The 15,460-nt window shown below is 63.9% G+C and carries 13 protein-coding genes; 4 read left to right on the plus strand and 9 right to left on the minus strand.

Annotation, left to right across the window (positions count from 1 at the left end; translation table 11 throughout):
* Positions 1-216: 216 nt before the first annotated feature.
* The 3 genes from KBA32_RS12955 to KBA32_RS12965 all read right to left on the minus strand — a co-directional run bounded on the left by KBA32_RS12955 (position 217) and on the right by KBA32_RS12965 (position 2,224).
* The gene (locus KBA32_RS12955; RefSeq protein WP_294359560.1) at positions 217-414 is read right to left on the minus strand and encodes a DUF3460 family protein; all 198 of its coding nucleotides are present in this window, start codon (positions 412-414) and stop codon (positions 217-219) included.
* Positions 415-483: 69 nt separating this feature from the next.
* On the minus strand, positions 484-717 hold the full coding sequence (locus tag KBA32_RS12960; protein ID WP_294359562.1) for a DUF3567 family protein: 234 nt from the start codon (positions 715-717) through the stop codon (positions 484-486).
* A gap of 265 nt (positions 718-982) precedes the next feature.
* Positions 983-2,224, minus strand: coding sequence for an MFS transporter (locus tag KBA32_RS12965; protein WP_294359564.1), 1,242 nt, complete (start codon positions 2,222-2,224; stop codon positions 983-985).
* Positions 2,225-2,560: 336 nt separating this feature from the next.
* Here KBA32_RS12965 and KBA32_RS12970 point away from each other — a divergent pair, with 336 nt between their 5' ends.
* Positions 2,561-3,778 (plus strand): hypothetical protein, encoded by a 1,218-nt coding sequence (locus tag KBA32_RS12970; protein ID WP_294359566.1) that lies wholly within the window; start codon positions 2,561-2,563, stop codon positions 3,776-3,778.
* Between the two features lie 38 nt (positions 3,779-3,816).
* Positions 3,817-4,212 carry a hypothetical protein gene (locus KBA32_RS12975; RefSeq protein WP_294359568.1) on the plus strand — a complete coding sequence of 132 codons (396 nt, stop codon included), beginning with the start codon at positions 3,817-3,819 and terminating at the stop codon, positions 4,210-4,212.
* On the opposite strand, the gene KBA32_RS12980 is transcribed toward KBA32_RS12975, so the two are convergent.
* From KBA32_RS12980 to KBA32_RS13000, 5 genes are all read right to left on the minus strand, one after another.
* The gene (locus KBA32_RS12980; RefSeq protein WP_294359570.1) at positions 4,206-6,467 is read right to left on the minus strand and encodes a response regulator; all 2,262 of its coding nucleotides are present in this window, start codon (positions 6,465-6,467) and stop codon (positions 4,206-4,208) included. The genes KBA32_RS12975 and KBA32_RS12980 overlap by 7 nt on opposite strands.
* 163 nt (positions 6,468-6,630) lie before the next feature.
* Positions 6,631-7,242: a CDP-alcohol phosphatidyltransferase family protein gene (locus KBA32_RS12985; protein ID WP_294359572.1), complete on the minus strand. Its 612-nt coding sequence runs from the start codon at positions 7,240-7,242 to the stop codon at positions 6,631-6,633.
* A complete protein-coding gene (locus tag KBA32_RS12990) occupies positions 7,235-7,915 on the minus strand; it encodes an ATP-binding cassette domain-containing protein (RefSeq protein ID WP_294359574.1) in 681 nt (226 codons plus the stop codon). The genes KBA32_RS12985 and KBA32_RS12990 overlap by 8 nt, the downstream gene beginning before the upstream one ends.
* An 8-nt stretch (positions 7,916-7,923) precedes the next feature.
* The gene (locus tag KBA32_RS12995) at positions 7,924-9,525 is read right to left on the minus strand and encodes a hypothetical protein (RefSeq protein ID WP_294359576.1); all 1,602 of its coding nucleotides are present in this window, start codon (positions 9,523-9,525) and stop codon (positions 7,924-7,926) included.
* Positions 9,526-9,642: 117 nt separating this feature from the next.
* Positions 9,643-10,827 (minus strand): ABC transporter substrate-binding protein, encoded by a 1,185-nt coding sequence (locus KBA32_RS13000; protein WP_294359578.1) that lies wholly within the window; start codon positions 10,825-10,827, stop codon positions 9,643-9,645.
* A gap of 179 nt (positions 10,828-11,006) precedes the next feature.
* Between KBA32_RS13000 and KBA32_RS13005 the strand changes: the two genes are divergently transcribed.
* Positions 11,007-13,157: an FAD-dependent oxidoreductase gene (locus KBA32_RS13005; RefSeq protein WP_294359580.1), complete on the plus strand. Its 2,151-nt coding sequence runs from the start codon at positions 11,007-11,009 to the stop codon at positions 13,155-13,157.
* A 49-nt stretch (positions 13,158-13,206) separates the two neighbouring features.
* Here the strand turns inward: KBA32_RS13005 and KBA32_RS13010 are convergent, their stop codons facing one another.
* Complete coding sequence (locus tag KBA32_RS13010) at positions 13,207-13,530, minus strand: YqhA family protein (RefSeq protein ID WP_294359581.1); 324 nt, start codon at positions 13,528-13,530, stop codon at positions 13,207-13,209.
* A gap of 95 nt (positions 13,531-13,625) precedes the next feature.
* Here KBA32_RS13010 and KBA32_RS13015 point away from each other — a divergent pair.
* Positions 13,626-15,460: DEAD/DEAH box helicase (locus tag KBA32_RS13015; protein ID WP_294359584.1), on the plus strand; the 1,835-nt coding region annotated here is incomplete at its 3' end.

A 15,460-nucleotide genomic window follows, 5' to 3' on the forward strand; every position in this document is an offset into this window, starting at 1 on the left:
CTGCCAGCCCAGCGCTTCGAGCAGCGCGACGAAATCGGCGGCGCGCGCAATGCGAGAGGCCGGCCGCTTGCCGGGCGCGTCGTGGCGGGAGGGGGGAAATCACACCGTCTGCGTTCCGGCAGCAGACGCGCAACCGGTTTGGCTGAAGGCTACGGGTAAACGACGAGCGGCCGGACAAAAGCATCCGGCCGCCCTTGTTGCTTACCGATTGCGAAACTATTTCTGCTCGAAGTTCACATCGTATGGGTAGGAGCGATTGGGTTCCTTCGCCTTGCGAAAGGCCTCCTGTTCGGCCAGATTGATCGGCCGGTCCCAGAGAATCGCGCGACCGGCGAGTTGCTCGTCGGCCCATTCCGGATGTTTTGCCTGCATTTCACGCATGAAAACCGTGTATTCCGATTCATACCCTGCCATTTGATGCTCTCCCGATCAGGTTCAACGTACGGCCCTTTGCCGAAAGCGGTGATTATACCCGGGTGAGGATCAGTGGTATGCGATCGGGCGAGCGGCGCCAGCGCAGTAATCGTCAAGCAGGGCGTCGATCGACTCCTCGTCGCGATCTTCATAGGGAATGCTGTCGATCGCTTCGCGCAGGCCAAGCGCTACGGAACCTTGAACGAAAAGCGAACGTTTGCCGGTCTTGTCGACCAGTTCGAACGCCTGACGCGCCGGATAGGCCACGATGGCGTACTGGGTGCTGTTATAGACGACGTTCATGACGGCTCCTTTCCATGCGAGTGCTGCACCGGGGAGAAAACCCGGGTTATCGGGAAGATGCGTCCGGACTGGCCTATTTCAAGATCGTGTGTTCGCTTGCTCCTTTGCTGCTTCCTTTGCTTCTATTGACCCGGCACGAAGAAGTCTCAACTCCCGTTCGGGCTGAGCCTGTCGAAGCCCGCCCCCCCCTTCGACAAGCTCAGGGCGAACGGACTTCAAACATTATCGCGCCGGATCATTAAGAGTAGATGCCGGCAGGCAAAGTTCAACGACTTTTTGCGTGTGCGGAGTGTGCGTTTCGCCCGACGCGTAGAGCCGAGAAGACGGCCAGCACCTGGAAAACCGCGACGCCGACCCATAGCATCGGGTATTTTCCGCCGTCCATGATCGCGCCGAAGATCAGCGGTGCCGTCGCCAGTCCGGTGTCGAGGCCGGAGTAGACAAAGCCGTAAACGCGACCGAACGACGCCTCGCCCAGCCCCTTGGTCGCCGCCTTGCGCACGAGGAGATCGCGCGACGGGCCGGCGATACCGACGCCGGCCCCCATCAGCGCCATCAATGGGAGGATGGCCCAGTCCGCCGCCACACCGCTGGCGAGCAGCAGGCTCATCCCGGCGCCGAAGGTGATGCAGACCGCAATGATCTGTTCCTGCGCGCGCTTCGTCGCGAGGAAGCCGCCGGCGGCGATACCCGCCGCGCCGCCCAGGACGTACGCGGAAAGGCACGAGGCCGACGTCGCCAGCGACAGGCCGTACATCGCCTTCAACGCGGCGGCCGAGAAGTTCTGCAGCGCGCCGAAAGCGGCCGTGATCAGGAAGAAGAAAACGAAGCAGAGCAGCACGGCCGGCGAACGCAGCACGCTCAGCGTTGACACGGGCGGATGACCGCCGGACTGTTTGCTGCCGGCGTCTTGCGCTGCCTTGTCTTCAAGCACGTTCTGCAAGGCATAGAGAAGCACGCCGGAAATCACCGCGACGGCAGCCGCTGAAAAGGCTGCGGCGCGCCAGTTGATCGCCGAGGCGACGGCCGTCATCAGGAGCGGCGTCGCCGCCCAGCCGAGATTGCCGGAAAGACCATGCACCGAAAAGGCGTGGCCGAGGCGCGGCTTGGAGACGCGCCGGTTGAGGATGGTGAAGTCGGCCGGATGAAAAACGCTGTTGCCCGCACCCGCCACGGCTGCCGCGGCCATCAGCATCACGTAGTTCTGGGCGACGCCGAGCAATACACCGGACAGTGCGAGCAGTACCACGCCGCCGAACAGCACCGGCCGCGAACCGACGCGATCGACGACGAGCCCTGCCGCCGCCTGCCCGACGCCGGAGATGACGAAAAACACCGTCATCAACGCCCCGGCCTCGGTGAAGTTCATGTTGAACGCCGGCATCAGCCACGGGAAGAGCAGCGGGATGACCAGATGGAAGAAGTGCGAAACCGCGTGCACGAAGCCCACCAGTGAAATCACGGCAAAGTCGTTGCGCACCGGCAGGGCATCGGTTGAGGCAGACATACGTTTCTCCACGGAAAGAGGCGCCATTCTACGCGCCGGCCGAGGCGCGATGGACGCCGCAGCGCTCGGCGGTCCCATGCAACGCCAGGTACAGACCCAGCTGCATCACGCCATCCCATGCAATGCGATGTGTTGCATTTATCGCCATGGATTCAGTAGTACTGGAAAACTCACACACTTTTTCAAGTGCGATGCAAAACGATTTACTTATACTGAATACGTCAGCACTGGGACACGCATATCAAGACCTTACAGAATCGGGACACCGTCGTGCCTAACGCCAGAACACAGCCATCCAGCACACGCGCGACCAACCGGCACGGATTCGGTTGGCAAGTGCTACGCACTGCCTTGCCCATCCTCGCGCTGCTTTTCGCTGCACCGATCGCGCTCGCCGAGACGGGCCTCCTGCCCCCCGGACTGGAAATCAGCGGCTTCGGGACACTCGGTGCCATGCAAACGAACACCGACCAGGTGGAAGTCACACGCGACCAGTCGCAACAACATGGCGCAACAGACAGCCTTTCGCTCAAACAGGACTCGCTGATCGGCCTCCAAGCCTACTACAAGGCCAATGAATCGCTCGATTTCGTCGTGCAGGGCGTCAGTCGTTACGGCCCGCACGCCAGCTATCGCCCGGAACTCATGGCGGCGTTTGGCCGTTACGCGATCACGCCCAACTTTGGTATCCGCGCCGGACGCATCGGGACGGAGTTCTACATGCTTGCCGACTCGCGGCTCGTCGGTTACTCCTACCTCACCGTTCGCCCGCCGCGGGAGATTTTTGCCACCCTGCCGTTCCAGTACCTCGACGGCGCCGACTTCACGGCATCCGCACCGGTCGCCGACGGCATCCTGAAAGGTCGCGTGTTCCTTGGGCAATCGGGTGAAGAAGCGCCAGCCGCCGGCGATTTTCTCGATCTCTCCGAAAGTCCGCTCACCGGCGCCTACCTCGACTACCAGACCGGCCACTGGCAGTGGCGCCTGACTTACGCACAGATCAAGTTCAAGGATGACATCCCCGGATTCATCGGGACGCTCCGGACCACCTTGAGTCAAGTGGGAACCCCAGAAGCTGCGGCCGCAGGCGAAGCGATTTCGCTGAAAGACACGGCCTCCCGCTTCTATTCGCTCGGCGCCGTTTACGACCAGGGGCCGCTACAGGTTCAAGGCATGGTGGTCGAAATGCAGCACGACAGCGCCATCTACCAGGATTCGCTCGGCGCCTACGTCGTCGCCGGCTATCGCATCGGGCAGTTCACGCCGTACGCGGGTGTTGCATGGATCCGCTCGCAAGCGAAGCATGTCGACAGCGGTCTGCCCGATGGCGCACCGCTGAGCCAGGCTCTGCAACAGGCCATCGCGCGGACACACATGGAGCAGACCACCTTCACGCTGGGCACCCGCTGGGATTTCCACCGCAATATGGCCCTCAAGGCGCAGGTCGACTTCGTGCGAGGTTCGAGCGACTCCTTGTTCCTCTATCCGATCAGCAACGAAGCGTTCGACGGCAAGTTGAATGTTTACAGCGTATCGCTCGACTTCGTCTTCTGAGCATGCGAAAACTCATCCTTCTGCTGGCGTCGGCTTGCTTGCCCCTCACTGCGGGGGCGACCGATCTCGTCGTGGTCGCCAACCCGAAGAGCGGCATCGACCAGATGTCACGCAAGGAGGTGACGTTCGTATTCATGGGCCGCTGGCGCCAACTGCCGTCCGGCCTGCCGGCGATGCCGATCGACTTGCCGGACGAGAGTCCGCAACGCGCCGAGTTCTATCGCCAGCTGGTCAACAAGAGCCCGTCGGAGATCAAGGCCTATTGGTCGCGACTGATGTTCTCGGGCGGCGCCCGCCCACCCGTCACGGCAAACAACGCTGAAGAACAAATGAAACTGCTGGCGCACACGCCCGGCGCCGTCGGTTACATGGAACGCGCGGCCGTTGGCGGTCGCCTCAAGGTCGTCTTCGACTTCTCGTCGCCGTCTCAGTAGTTGGCGGCTCCGCCGAGTTCGGCCTCCACCCTGCTCCACTCCTCGTCGAGCCGCAAGAGCGTTGTCTCGATCCGCGCCCAATCGCCCTGTTTGGCGCTCGTCTCCAGATCGAGCATGAAATCGGCGAAATCATGCGCCCCCATGTACCTTGACGAAGACTTGCAGCGGTGACCGATCTGCGCGAGTTGCGCGGCATCCTTCGCCGCGAAGGCGAGATGCGCATCGGCCAGCGACTTGCTCGCCGTTTGCCGGAAAATCAACACCAGATTGCGTATCTGCTCGGCGTTACCGCGGATATTCCGCCGAATCCCGGTCAGATCAACATGCGTTTTCTCTTTCGTCGCCGCTTGTTCCTTTGTCGAAATGTTATCCGGCGCACTCGTCCTTCGTTCCGTTTCCCGCGGCGCAACGCCTGATGCGCCGGGCTGGATCCATTTGCCGAGAATCTGCAGGAACTGTTCCGGATTCACGGGCTTGGGAATGAAATCGTTCATCCCCACCCGGAGACAATCCTCGCGATCCTCGACCATGGCGTTCGCCGTCATCGCGATGATCGGCAGATCCGCCGTTGTCTTCAGCATCCGCAGCGCCTTAGTCGCTTGTAGCCCGTCGATCCCCGGCATGCGCACGTCCATGAGGATGCAGTCGAAGGGCGCCGAAGTCGCCCGGTCGACCGCCTCCTTGCCGTCGTTCGCCAGCGTAACGACCACACCGGCGTCTTCGAGCATCTCCTTGGCGATCTGCTGATTGAGCAGATTGTCCTCGGCCAGCAGAACCCGGGCGCCATCGAAACGCAGGGCGGGCTGCACGGTCGGCAGGTCGGACATCGGCACAGGCGCAGTATCCGGCGCTTCATCCGGCAAATCGACTTCGACGGTTGCCCAGAATGTGCTGCCAACCCCATAGGTACTTTTCACGCCAACCTCGCCGCTCATCAACCCGGCGATCTGCTTCGAGATGGCGAGCCCGAGGCCCGTGCCACCGTACTTCCGCGTGGTGGAAGGGTCGGCCTGGTGGAAAAGACCGAATAGCCGCGACATCTGTTCGTCGGTCAGGCCGATCCCCGAATCGCTCACTTCAAGCAGGATTCGACATCTCCGGTCCGTTTTCTCGGCCAGGCTGGCGCGCACCTCGACGAAGCCGTTCGCCGTGAACTTGATCGCGTTGTTGATGTAGTTCAGAAGGATCTGGCCAATGCGCAGACTGTCGCCGACCAGCCGGCGCGGAATCGCCAGTTCAACGTGAAAACTCAGCGTCAACCCCTTCTGCCGGGCGCGCAGACTGGCGATGGAGGCCACCCGGTCCATCAGTTGGTCCAGATCGAAGGCTGCAACTTCGAGCTCCAGCTTGCCGGATTCGATCTTGGCAAAGTCGAGGACGTCGTTGACGAGGTCGAGCAGATGCCCGCCCGAGGCGCGTATCTTCTCGATGTAGTCGCGTTGCTGCTCGGTGAGATCGGTCTTCAGGGCGAGATAAGCCATGCCGACCACCGCGTTGATCGGCGTACGGATCTCGTGGCTCATCGTTGCGAGGAAAGCGCCCTTGCTCAGGCTAGCCTGTTCGGCGGCATCCTTGGCGCGCGCGAGTCCGGAGGTCAGTTCGTTGATGTCACCGACGAGGCGTCCGAGCTCCGAATTCCCGTGCCCGGTCGGCACCGCGAGCAACTCGCCGCTGCCGTCGCGCATGGCGTGCAGTCGGTCCGACATCTTCTTGATCGGCAGGACGATCCAGCGGAAGACGACAAATGTCATGGCCAGCATGATGGCCAACATGTGCGGGACGAGCATCGAGACCGCAAAGAGCATCGACTCCCGACTCAAGCGCGTCAGCTCCTCCTGATCGGGGATGAGCACCATTTCGCAGACGGGGGCGCTGCTATCGAAAGGCGAATAGATCTTGCGGACGATTCCATGCGCTCGGTCGAGTTCGGCCTGCGTCCAGGGCTTGCCGTCGCGCGCGCTGTTCGCCAGTTCGCCCTCCGCACTGCGAATGACGACACCGCTGACGACAGAATTCATCAAGAGACCTTTGGCCACATCGGTCGCCAGCACGGCGTCCTCGACGAAACAGGCGGCGCTTGTCGTATTGGCGACCGTGTCGACCAGACTCTGCAGACGTGCGGACGCGTTACTTCGTGTCCGCTCATGCACGAGCGGGCTGATGATTGCCAGCGAACCGGCGCCCAACAGCAAGGCAACCAGCGCGACGATGCGCGCTGTCCGGTACGCGATACCGCTCCGAAAGGGAAAGGTCACTTGCTTCTGCGTCATCCGGTTGATGGAAGTCCGTTATGTCGGTTGCAATGATCGGAGCGAAGGAGAAAGCGCTGCACCGAAGCCATGCCTCAGGGTGGCTGACAAGCACCCCGATGTCAATATTCCATATGAGATGCTGGAGATACAGCGCACCGGAACAACATCAGCGCGGGCCGAACAACTTCAGGCCGGTAGCGATGCGTGTAAACGTGGTTAGCGCGCACAAAGCGGCGAAGCCCCAGGCGAGCGGTGGGAACCACGTGGGGAAGAGGCACATCGCGGTAAAGACGGCGATCGTTTCGCTCGCCTCGGTCAGTCCGCCGAGGTAGTAGAACCCCTTGCCCGGGTACGCCGTGCTGGTCAGTCCGCGCTTGGCGGCGATGACGGCGAAGGCGAGGAAGGTGCTGCCGGTGCCGACGAAGGCGTAGATGAGCACCGCCGCCGCGAGCGCGTTGGTCGCCGGATCAGCCAGCGCGAACGCCAGCGGGATCGACGAGTAGAAGAGAAAGTCGAGCGCGATATCGAGAAAGGCGCCGCGATCGGTCGGCCCGACCTGGCGCGCCAGCGCGCCATCGACGCCGTCGGCCAGGCGATTCACCAGGACCGGAAGAATCGCCCAGGGGAACTGCTGCAGCACGATCAGCGGCACGGCGGCGAGGCCCGCGACAAAGCCGAACCACGACACCTGATCGGCGCGAATGCCGCGCGCGGCCAACCGCGCCGCCAACGCGCTCAGAAAACCGCGCGACAGTTCGAGCACGCGCCGATCAAGCACCGCGCACCTCGCCGATCGAGCGTTCGTTGAACTCGCTGAACTCGCTGATTTCGATCACGCGTCCGCCGGCCGGGACGTCGTCGGGATCATGCGTCACCAGTAAAGCCGGAATGGCGAGCCGCGCGATGCGCTCGAAGACGAAGGAACGGAACTGCTCGCGCAGAACGGCATCGAGCTTCGCGAAAGGCTCGTCGAGCAGGAGCACATCCGGCTCGGCGAGCAGCGCACGCAAGACACTGACGCGCGCCCTTTGTCCGCCGGAGAGCGTCGCCGGATCGCGTTCAAAAAAACCGGCGAGGCCGACGTCGGCCAGAGTGTCTTCGATCAGCCGCCGCCGCGCGCCCCTGCCCTCAAGCTTGGCCGGCAGCGCGAACGCCAGATTTTTCCCGACCGAGAGGTGCGGAAAAAGCAGATCGTCCTGGAACAGGATGCCGATGCGCCGCGCCTCGATCGGCAAGCCGTCGCGACGCTCGCCGCCGATCCACAACTCGCCGCGCGCCTCGAACGCCGGATCGAGCGCGCCGATGATCCAGTTGAGCAGCGTCGATTTGCCCGACCCGGAGACGCCCATCAGGGTAAGAACCTCGCCGGGCTCTACACGCAGATTCAGGTCTGCGATCAGCGTCTGGTTTGAACGGGCGATCGTCGCGTTGCGGATTTCGAGTGGATTCATGGTCGCGATTATCGCAAGCCGCGCCGGTGTCTGCCGGACCATTGCTGCGAGACGCCGGCCAATGCAAACACGGCCAGCGGCAACAGCACCTGCAGGAACGATTGAACGGCCAGGATGCGCCGATTGCCGCCGGCGCTCAGGGCAACGGCCTCGGTCGTCACCGTGGCGAAGCGTCCGCCGCCTGCGAACAGAGTCGGCAGGTATTGCGCGATGCTCACCGAAAAACCGATGGCGAGTGCCGCGAGCAAGGGCTTGGCCAGCGTCGGCCATTTGACGAACAGGCAGGCCGACAGGCGCGTGTGGCCGAGCGCGCGCGCCGTTGTAATGAGCCGGACATCGAAGGCGCGGTACGGACCGATCAGCGTCAGCACCATATAGGGCAGCACCCACAGGAGGTGGGCCCAGACCAGGCCGGCGGCCGTTCCGTCGAGATTGAGATGCAGCAACGCGCTGTACTGGCCGACGGCGAGCGGCAGCGCCGGCACGATCAATGGCGCGTAGAGCACCGCATTGAAGCGCGCCGGCCCCCATTCGAGCCAGACGAGCGCGATCGGCAGCGCGATCAGGCAGGCGAGAACGCCGAACTGGAGCGAGTTGAGAAACGGGGCAAAATCGGCGCGCCGCCACGCGTCAAGGCTCAGCGCGTCGGGCAGCAGCGTGGGAAAGAACCACGCGCCGGCCAACGACCAGAGCACCAGACTTCCGACCACAAAACCGGTAATGACAAAGAGCGAACGCTGCAGCCACACGCTCCTGCACGCAAGCGCCGGCGATCCGCTCAGCGAGCGGCGCCCCGACGGCAGCGCACTCCGGCGCCGCACCAATCGCCATGCGGCTCGCGCGCAGTACGCGGGAACCACGAGCAGCGCGACGAGCACGACGATCGCCGCGCTGCCCATCGACTGCAAGTGCGGGCTTGCGTCGTTCAGCCAGCGCCAGACGAGCACCGCCAACGTCGGCGGCGTCCCCGGCCCGAGGATCACCGCCATATCGACGACCGACAATCCGTACGCGAACACTGCAGCCAGCGGCCAGCCAAGGCGGGGCAGCAACTGCGGCCAGAGGATCAGGCGCCACACCTGCGCACGGCCGTAGCCGAGCGAACGCGCGACGGTCATCTGACGCGCGATCTCCCGCTCGCCGAGGATTGCGAACAGCGTCCAGAGCAGGAAGCCACTTTCCTTGATGGCGAGCGCGACAGCCAGGGCGAGGCCGTACGGGTCTTGCACCGTCACCCACGCGGGTGGGGTCGTCCAGCCGATCAACTGCGCGATCAGCCGCGCCAACCAGCCGGACGGCGCGATGAGGAAGGACAAGCCGACGGCGAACGCGGCGTGCGGCACCGCCAGCAGCAGGCTCAGGCGGCGCCCGAGTACCGTCCACGCTCGTCCGGGGAAAGTGGAACTTGCGATCGCGCCGGCCATCAGCAAGGCAAAGGCGGTGCTCAATATCGTCGATACCAAGGTCGCCCGCACGGCTTGCGGCCATTCGTTGCTGGCGAGGAGCGCGAGCCACGCCTCCCCAGAGAAACCGGGCCGCAGCGCCCAATAGACACCGGGCAGCACGGGCGCGAAAACGAACGCGACGCCGGCGATGGCGAAAACGCTCATCGCCAAATCGGCGGGGCGAGGCACACGCGCCATCATCAGTCGGCCACCCTGCCCGTCATTCCGGCGCAAGCCGGAATGACGGGGGTTTTTATCATTCCGAGTGCTTCCGGATACGTGCTACCGCGACCCGTAGCGCTTCAACCACTCGGCCTCAATCGCCTCGACCCAGCTGGCGTGCGGTTCGGCCAGTGTCGGCACGGCCTCGGCAAGCGCGCCGGACGCGGTTTTCTGCATCGCCACGCGCATCGTCTCGGGCAATTTGGCCGGATCGAGCACGCTGCCGTCGCCCCACACCGTGATGTCGGCCTTGCGCGCCTGCGCCTCGGGCGAGAGGAGGAAGTTGGCAAAGACCTGCGCACCGGCCTTGGCCTTGGCATTCGCCGGGATCGCCAGGAAGTGGACGTTGCCGATCGTACCGCCCGTGAACCCGAAGCTGTACGCGCTTGGCGGCAGTTGCTTGCTGGCGATGAGGTTGGCCGCTTCGTTCGGGTTGAAGGTGAGCGACAGATTGAGTTCGCCGTCGGCGAGCATGCGATGCATCTCGGCGATCCCCTGCGGGAACGCCTTGCCCGCACGCCACAGCGCCGGATGCAGCCGGTCGAGATAGCTCCAAAGCGGCCCGCTCGCACGCTTGAAGGCTTCGGGCGTCACCGGCTGCTCAAGCGCAGAACGGTCCGGCGCCAGTTCAAGCAGGAGTTGCTTGACGAAGGTCGTACCGTGAAAGTCCGGCAACTTGGGATAGCTCACGCGCCCCGGATGCGCCTGGGCGAAGGCCAGCAGCGCCTGCGCCGAACGCGGCGGTGTTGCGACCACGGTCTTGTCGGCGATGAAGGTCAGCTGCGCCGTACCCCACGGCGCTTCCAGACCGTCGGTCGGCACCGAGAAATCGACGCGCACCGGCTTGCTCTGATCGACGAACGTCCAGTTCGGCAACTGCTCGGCCCACGGCCCAAAGAGCATCCCGGCCGATTTGAGGTTGCGGAAGTTCTCGCCATTGACCCACATCAGGTCGACCGAGCCACCCTCCTGGCGCCCGGCCTGCGCCTCGGTCTGGATGCGTTTGACGACCTCCGCCGCGTCGGTGATCTTCACGTGCTTCACCGTTACACCGTGGCGCTTCTGCACCTCGCCTGCCGCCCAGTCGATGTAGGCGTTGATCGCCTCGCCGCCGCCCCAGGCGTTGAAGTAGACCGTCTGGCCCTTTGCCGCGGCCTCGATCGATTTCCAGTCCGCGCCGTTCTGCGCAAAGGCGCTGGCAGCGACACAGGCCGAAGCGAGGCCCAGCATTAGCGATTTATTCATTTCGTCTCCAATGATTGTCATGGGAAAAGCGCTTGTCGATTAGTCGGCTTTCACCCGCAAACCTTACACACGCCCGCATTGTAAGGATTACAGCGACCAAACGACGTATGCACTGAGCTGCCTCACCGCAATAACCATTGATACGGTAGCCTTGCACCGTCATTCACCGAGAGTCCGGCATGCCCATCAAGAAAATCGCACTGCTGCTGTCGCTTGCCCTCGCCGTCGGATTGTTCTTCGCCTTCGACCTCGGCCAGCACCTCAACCTGCAGACGCTCAAGGCGCAACAGCAGAACATCGAATCCTTCCGCGCGGCACATCCCGGCGTGACGATCCTTGGCTATTTCGTCATCTACGTACTGGTCGCAGCACTTTCCCTGCCCGGCGCGACCTTGCTGACGCTCGCTGGCGGCGCCGTCTTCGGCTTGGGGTGGGGCTTGTTGATCATCTCATTCGCGTCGACGATCGGCGCGACGCTCGCTTTCCTCATCGCGCGCTATCTGCTGCGCGACTGGGTGAGCCAGCGCTTCGGCCAGCGGCTGAAGACCATCGACGACGGCATTGCGCGCGAGGGTGCGTTCTATCTGTTTACGCTGCGGCTGGTGCCGCTGTTTCCCTTCTTCCTGATCAACCTGCTGCTCGGCCTCACCGCGATGAAGGCGCGCACCTTTTACTGGGTCAGTCAGGTCGGCATGTTCGCCGGTACGGTCGTCTATGTGAATGCGGGGACGCAACTCGGCAGGATCGAATCGCTCGCCGGCATCGTCTCGCCCGCCCTGCTCGGCTCGTTCGCTTTGCTCGGCATCTTCCCGCTGATCGCTCGGAAAATCGTCGAACGCATTCGCGCCAACAAGGTCTATGCCGGCTGGAAGCGGCCGCGCCGATTCGACCGCAATCTCGTCGTCATCGGCGCCGGCAGCGCCGGCCTGGTCACCGCTTACATCGCCGCCGCCGTGAAAGCCAAGGTCACATTGGTCGAAAAGAACCGCATGGGCGGCGATTGCCTGAACACCGGCTGTGTTCCGTCCAAGGCGCTGATCCGCTCGGCGAAGCTGCTCGCGCAGATGGCGCGCTCAAAGGAATTCGGCATCGCGTCGGCACGCGCCGAGTTCGACTTCAAGGACGTGATGGAGCGCGTGCAGGCGGTCATCCGCGCCATCGAGCCGCACGATTCCGTCGAGCGCTACACGGCGCTCGGTGTCGATGTCGTCGAAGGCAGCGCAAAAATCGTCTCGCCGTGGGAGGTTGAAATCGCGCGCGCTGATGGCGAGAAGCAGCGGATTTCGACGCGCGCCATCGTCATCGCCGCCGGCGCCCGCCCCTTCGTACCACCGATTTCCGGTATCGAAGCCGTCGGCTACCTCACGTCAGATACCGTGTGGAACTTGCACGAGTTGCCCCAGCGCCTGCTCGTGCTCGGCGGTGGTCCGATCGGTTGCGAGCTGGCGCAAGCCTTCGCCCGCTTCGGCGCGATGGTCACGCTCGTCGAGATGGCGCCGCGCCTGCTGGTACGCGAAGACGAAGACGTCTCGGCGATCGTCGAGCAGCGCTTTGCGGCCGAACGTATCCGCGTCCTGACCGGGCACCGCGCAAAGCAGTTCGTCACCGAAAATGGGGAGAAAACGCTGATCGCCGAACACCAAGGCGGCGAGGCGCACATCGCCTTCGACGCCGTACTCGTCGCCGTTGGTCGCGCAGCAAACCTCACCGGCTACGGGCTGGAGGAACTCGGTATCCCGACCGGCAGGACCGTGGAAACCAACGAGTTCCTGCAGACGCGCTTCCCCAACATCTACGCTGCCGGCGACGTCGCCGGCCCCTTCCAGTTCACCCACACTGCCGCGCATCAGGCGTGGTACGCCGCCGTCAATGCGCTGTTCGACCCGTTCAAGCGATTCAAGGCCGATTACGCGGTGGTTCCCGCCGCGACCTTCATCGACCCGGAAGTCGCGCGCGTTGGCTTGAACGAGCAGGAAGCTCGCGCGCAGAACATCGCCTTCGAAACCAGTACGTACCAGCTCGACGACCTCGACCGCGCGATTGCTGACGGCGAAGCGCACGGCTTCGTCAAGGTGCTGACCGTCCCCGGCAAGGACCGCATCCTCGGCGTCACCCTCGTCGGCGAACACGCTGCCGAGTTCATTGCCGAATACGTGCTCGCGATGAAGCACGGCTTCGGACTGAACAAGATCCTCGGCACCATCCACATCTACCCGACGCTGGCCGAAGCCAACAAGTACGTTGCCGGCGTGTGGAAGAAAGCACACGCGCCGCAAGGACTGCTGCGCTGGGTCGAGCGGTTTCATGCGTGGCGACGGGGCGGCGGCTAACCACCCGTCCGGCTGATGCAACGGCAAAGACCGTCTTGCCGCTGCGCCCTCAGTGCGCCTCGCCGCCCTTCGCCCCGCCGATCATAATGCGGTCGCACGCGGCGATGGCCATCGCCGAGAGCAGGAAGGCGATGTGGATACCCGCTTGCGCCAGCAGCACCTTCTCGCTGTCGGCCTCGGCGTTGATGAAGGTCTTGAGCAGGTGGATCGATGAGATGCCGATGATCGCCGTCGCCAGTTTCACCTTGAGCACTGAAGCATTGACGTGCGATAGCCACTCCGGCTGATCGGGGTGGTTTTCCAGGTTCATGCGCGAGACGAAAGTCTCGTAGCCGCCGACGATGACCATGATCAGGAGGTTCGAAATCATCACTACTTCGATCAGACGAGGTCGACATACCCATCCCGTCTCGCCGCACGGCGATCCGTATCGTCAGCCTGAGTAATGACGAATACAATGCACAAGACATGTCATCGACCTCCCGCCCCCTCGCCGTGAAAACGTCCCAGGATTCCCCACGCGAGGAACGCAAGCTCAAACCGCATTGCCTGAGCATCGACCTCGAGGTCGGTCGCAACAGCGCCGTCATCCATCAGCTGGCCGGATTACGCGGCGACACCGGTGACCACCTGACGTATCCGCCCGGCAATCTGGCAAGTGCCCTCGCGGCGCTGGACGCTTTGGCGGATGACGCGGCGTTCCTGCTGGGGCACAACCTGATCGCCTTCGATCTGCCGCAACTGCACGCCAGCCAGCCGAACCTGCGCCTGCTCGGCAAGCCGGTGATCGACACCCTGCGCCTCAACCCGCTGGCCTTCCCGAAGAATCCCTATCACCACCTCGTCAAGCACTACCAGGACGGCCAACTGCTCGCCGACCGCAAGAACGATCCGCTGCTCGACGCGGAACTCGCCCTGCAAGTATTCTGCGATCAGGAACTGGCGCTGCGCCGGATGCAGCAGTCGTCGCCCGACCTGCTGCTCGCGTGGCATTGGCTGACGACGCTCGACCAGAGCGTTTCCGGCCTCAACCGCTTCCTCATGATGGTGCGCGAAGCACCGCGCCCCGGCGAAGAGAACGCCAAGGCCGCCATGCGCCGTCTGCTCGCCGGCAAGACCTGCGCGCCAGCGGCCGCCCGGATCGTCGACACGGCGGCGCAGGTCGCCTGGCCGCTGGCCTACGCGCTGGCGTGGCTGTCGGTCGCCGGCGGCAATTCCGTGATGCCGCCCTGGGTGCGCCACCAGTTCCCCGACGCCGGACGCCTGGTTCGCCAGCTGCGCGACGTTCCCTGCGCCGATCCCGATTGCGCGTGGTGCCGCCGGGAACACGACTCACTCAAGCAGCTGAAACAATGGTTCGGCGAGACCTACGCGTTCCGTCCCGAGCCGGTCGATAAAGAAACCGGGCTGCCACTGCAGCAAGTCATCGTCGAGAGCGCGATGCGCGGCGATCACTGCCTCGGCATTCTGCCGACCGGCACCGGCAAGTCGCTGTGCTACCAGATTCCCGCCTTGTCGCGCTTTGTCCGTACCGGCGCCCTGTCGGTCGTCATTTCGCCGCTGGTGGCGCTGATGGAGGATCAGGTCAAGGGCTTGCACGAACGCGGCGTCGACTGTTGCGCGGCGATCAACGGGCTGCTGTCGATGCCCGAGCGTGCCGACGTGCTCGAACGCGTGCGGCTGGGCGACGTCGGCATCCTGCTCATCGCCCCGGAACAGCTGCGCAATCGCAGCGTGCGCAAGGTGCTGGCGCAGCGCGAAATCGGCGCCTGGGTTTTCGACGAAGCGCACTGCCTGTCGAAGTGGGGGCAAGACTTTCGCCCGGACTACCGCTACGTCGCCCGCTTCATCCGCGAGTCGGCGGAGAATGCACCGAGCCGTGACCTGCCCTTGATCCAGTGTTTGACGGCAACCGCCAAGCCGGAAGTCGTCGCCGACATCGTCGGCCATTTCCGCGAGAAGCTGGGCATCGAGATGCGCCCGCTGGACGGCGGCTCGGAGCGCAAGAACCTCAAGTTCGACGTCGTCCAGACCACCGTGGCGGAAAAGTTCGAGCAGGTGGCCCGCCTGATCGAGCAAGACCTGCCGCCGGAGATCAGCGGCGGCGCCATCGCCTACTGCGCCACGCGCAAGCAGACCGAAGAGCTCGCGCGCTTTCTCGGCGACAAGGGGCTGGCCGCCGCGCCTTACCACGCCAAGCTGCCACCGGAGACCAAGAAGGAAACCCAGAAGGCCTTCATTACCGGCGCGCTGCGCGTCATCGCCGCGACCAACGCCTTCGGCATGGGCATCGACAAGCCCGA

This window comes from Propionivibrio sp. (assembly GCF_017995515.1).
GTDB lineage: Bacteria > Pseudomonadota > Gammaproteobacteria > Burkholderiales > Rhodocyclaceae > Propionivibrio.

Excerpts from the sequence above, each read along its gene's own strand:
- KBA32_RS12995 (WP_294359576.1), bottom strand. The coding sequence starts at position 9,525 with ATGAGCGTTTTCGCCATCGCCGGCGTCGCGTTCGTTTTCGCGCCCGTG.
- KBA32_RS13000 (WP_294359578.1), bottom strand. The coding sequence starts at position 10,827 with ATGAATAAATCGCTAATGCTGGGCCTCGCTTCGGCCTGTGTCGCTGCC.
- KBA32_RS13005 (WP_294359580.1), top strand. The coding sequence starts at position 11,007 with ATGCCCATCAAGAAAATCGCACTGCTGCTGTCGCTTGCCCTCGCCGTC.
- KBA32_RS12990 (WP_294359574.1), bottom strand. The coding sequence starts at position 7,915 with ATGAATCCACTCGAAATCCGCAACGCGACGATCGCCCGTTCAAACCAG.
- KBA32_RS12960 (WP_294359562.1), bottom strand. The coding sequence starts at position 717 with ATGAACGTCGTCTATAACAGCACCCAGTACGCCATCGTGGCCTATCCG.
- KBA32_RS12965 (WP_294359564.1), bottom strand. The coding sequence starts at position 2,224 with ATGTCTGCCTCAACCGATGCCCTGCCGGTGCGCAACGACTTTGCCGTG.
- KBA32_RS12955 (WP_294359560.1), bottom strand. The coding sequence starts at position 414 with ATGGCAGGGTATGAATCGGAATACACGGTTTTCATGCGTGAAATGCAG.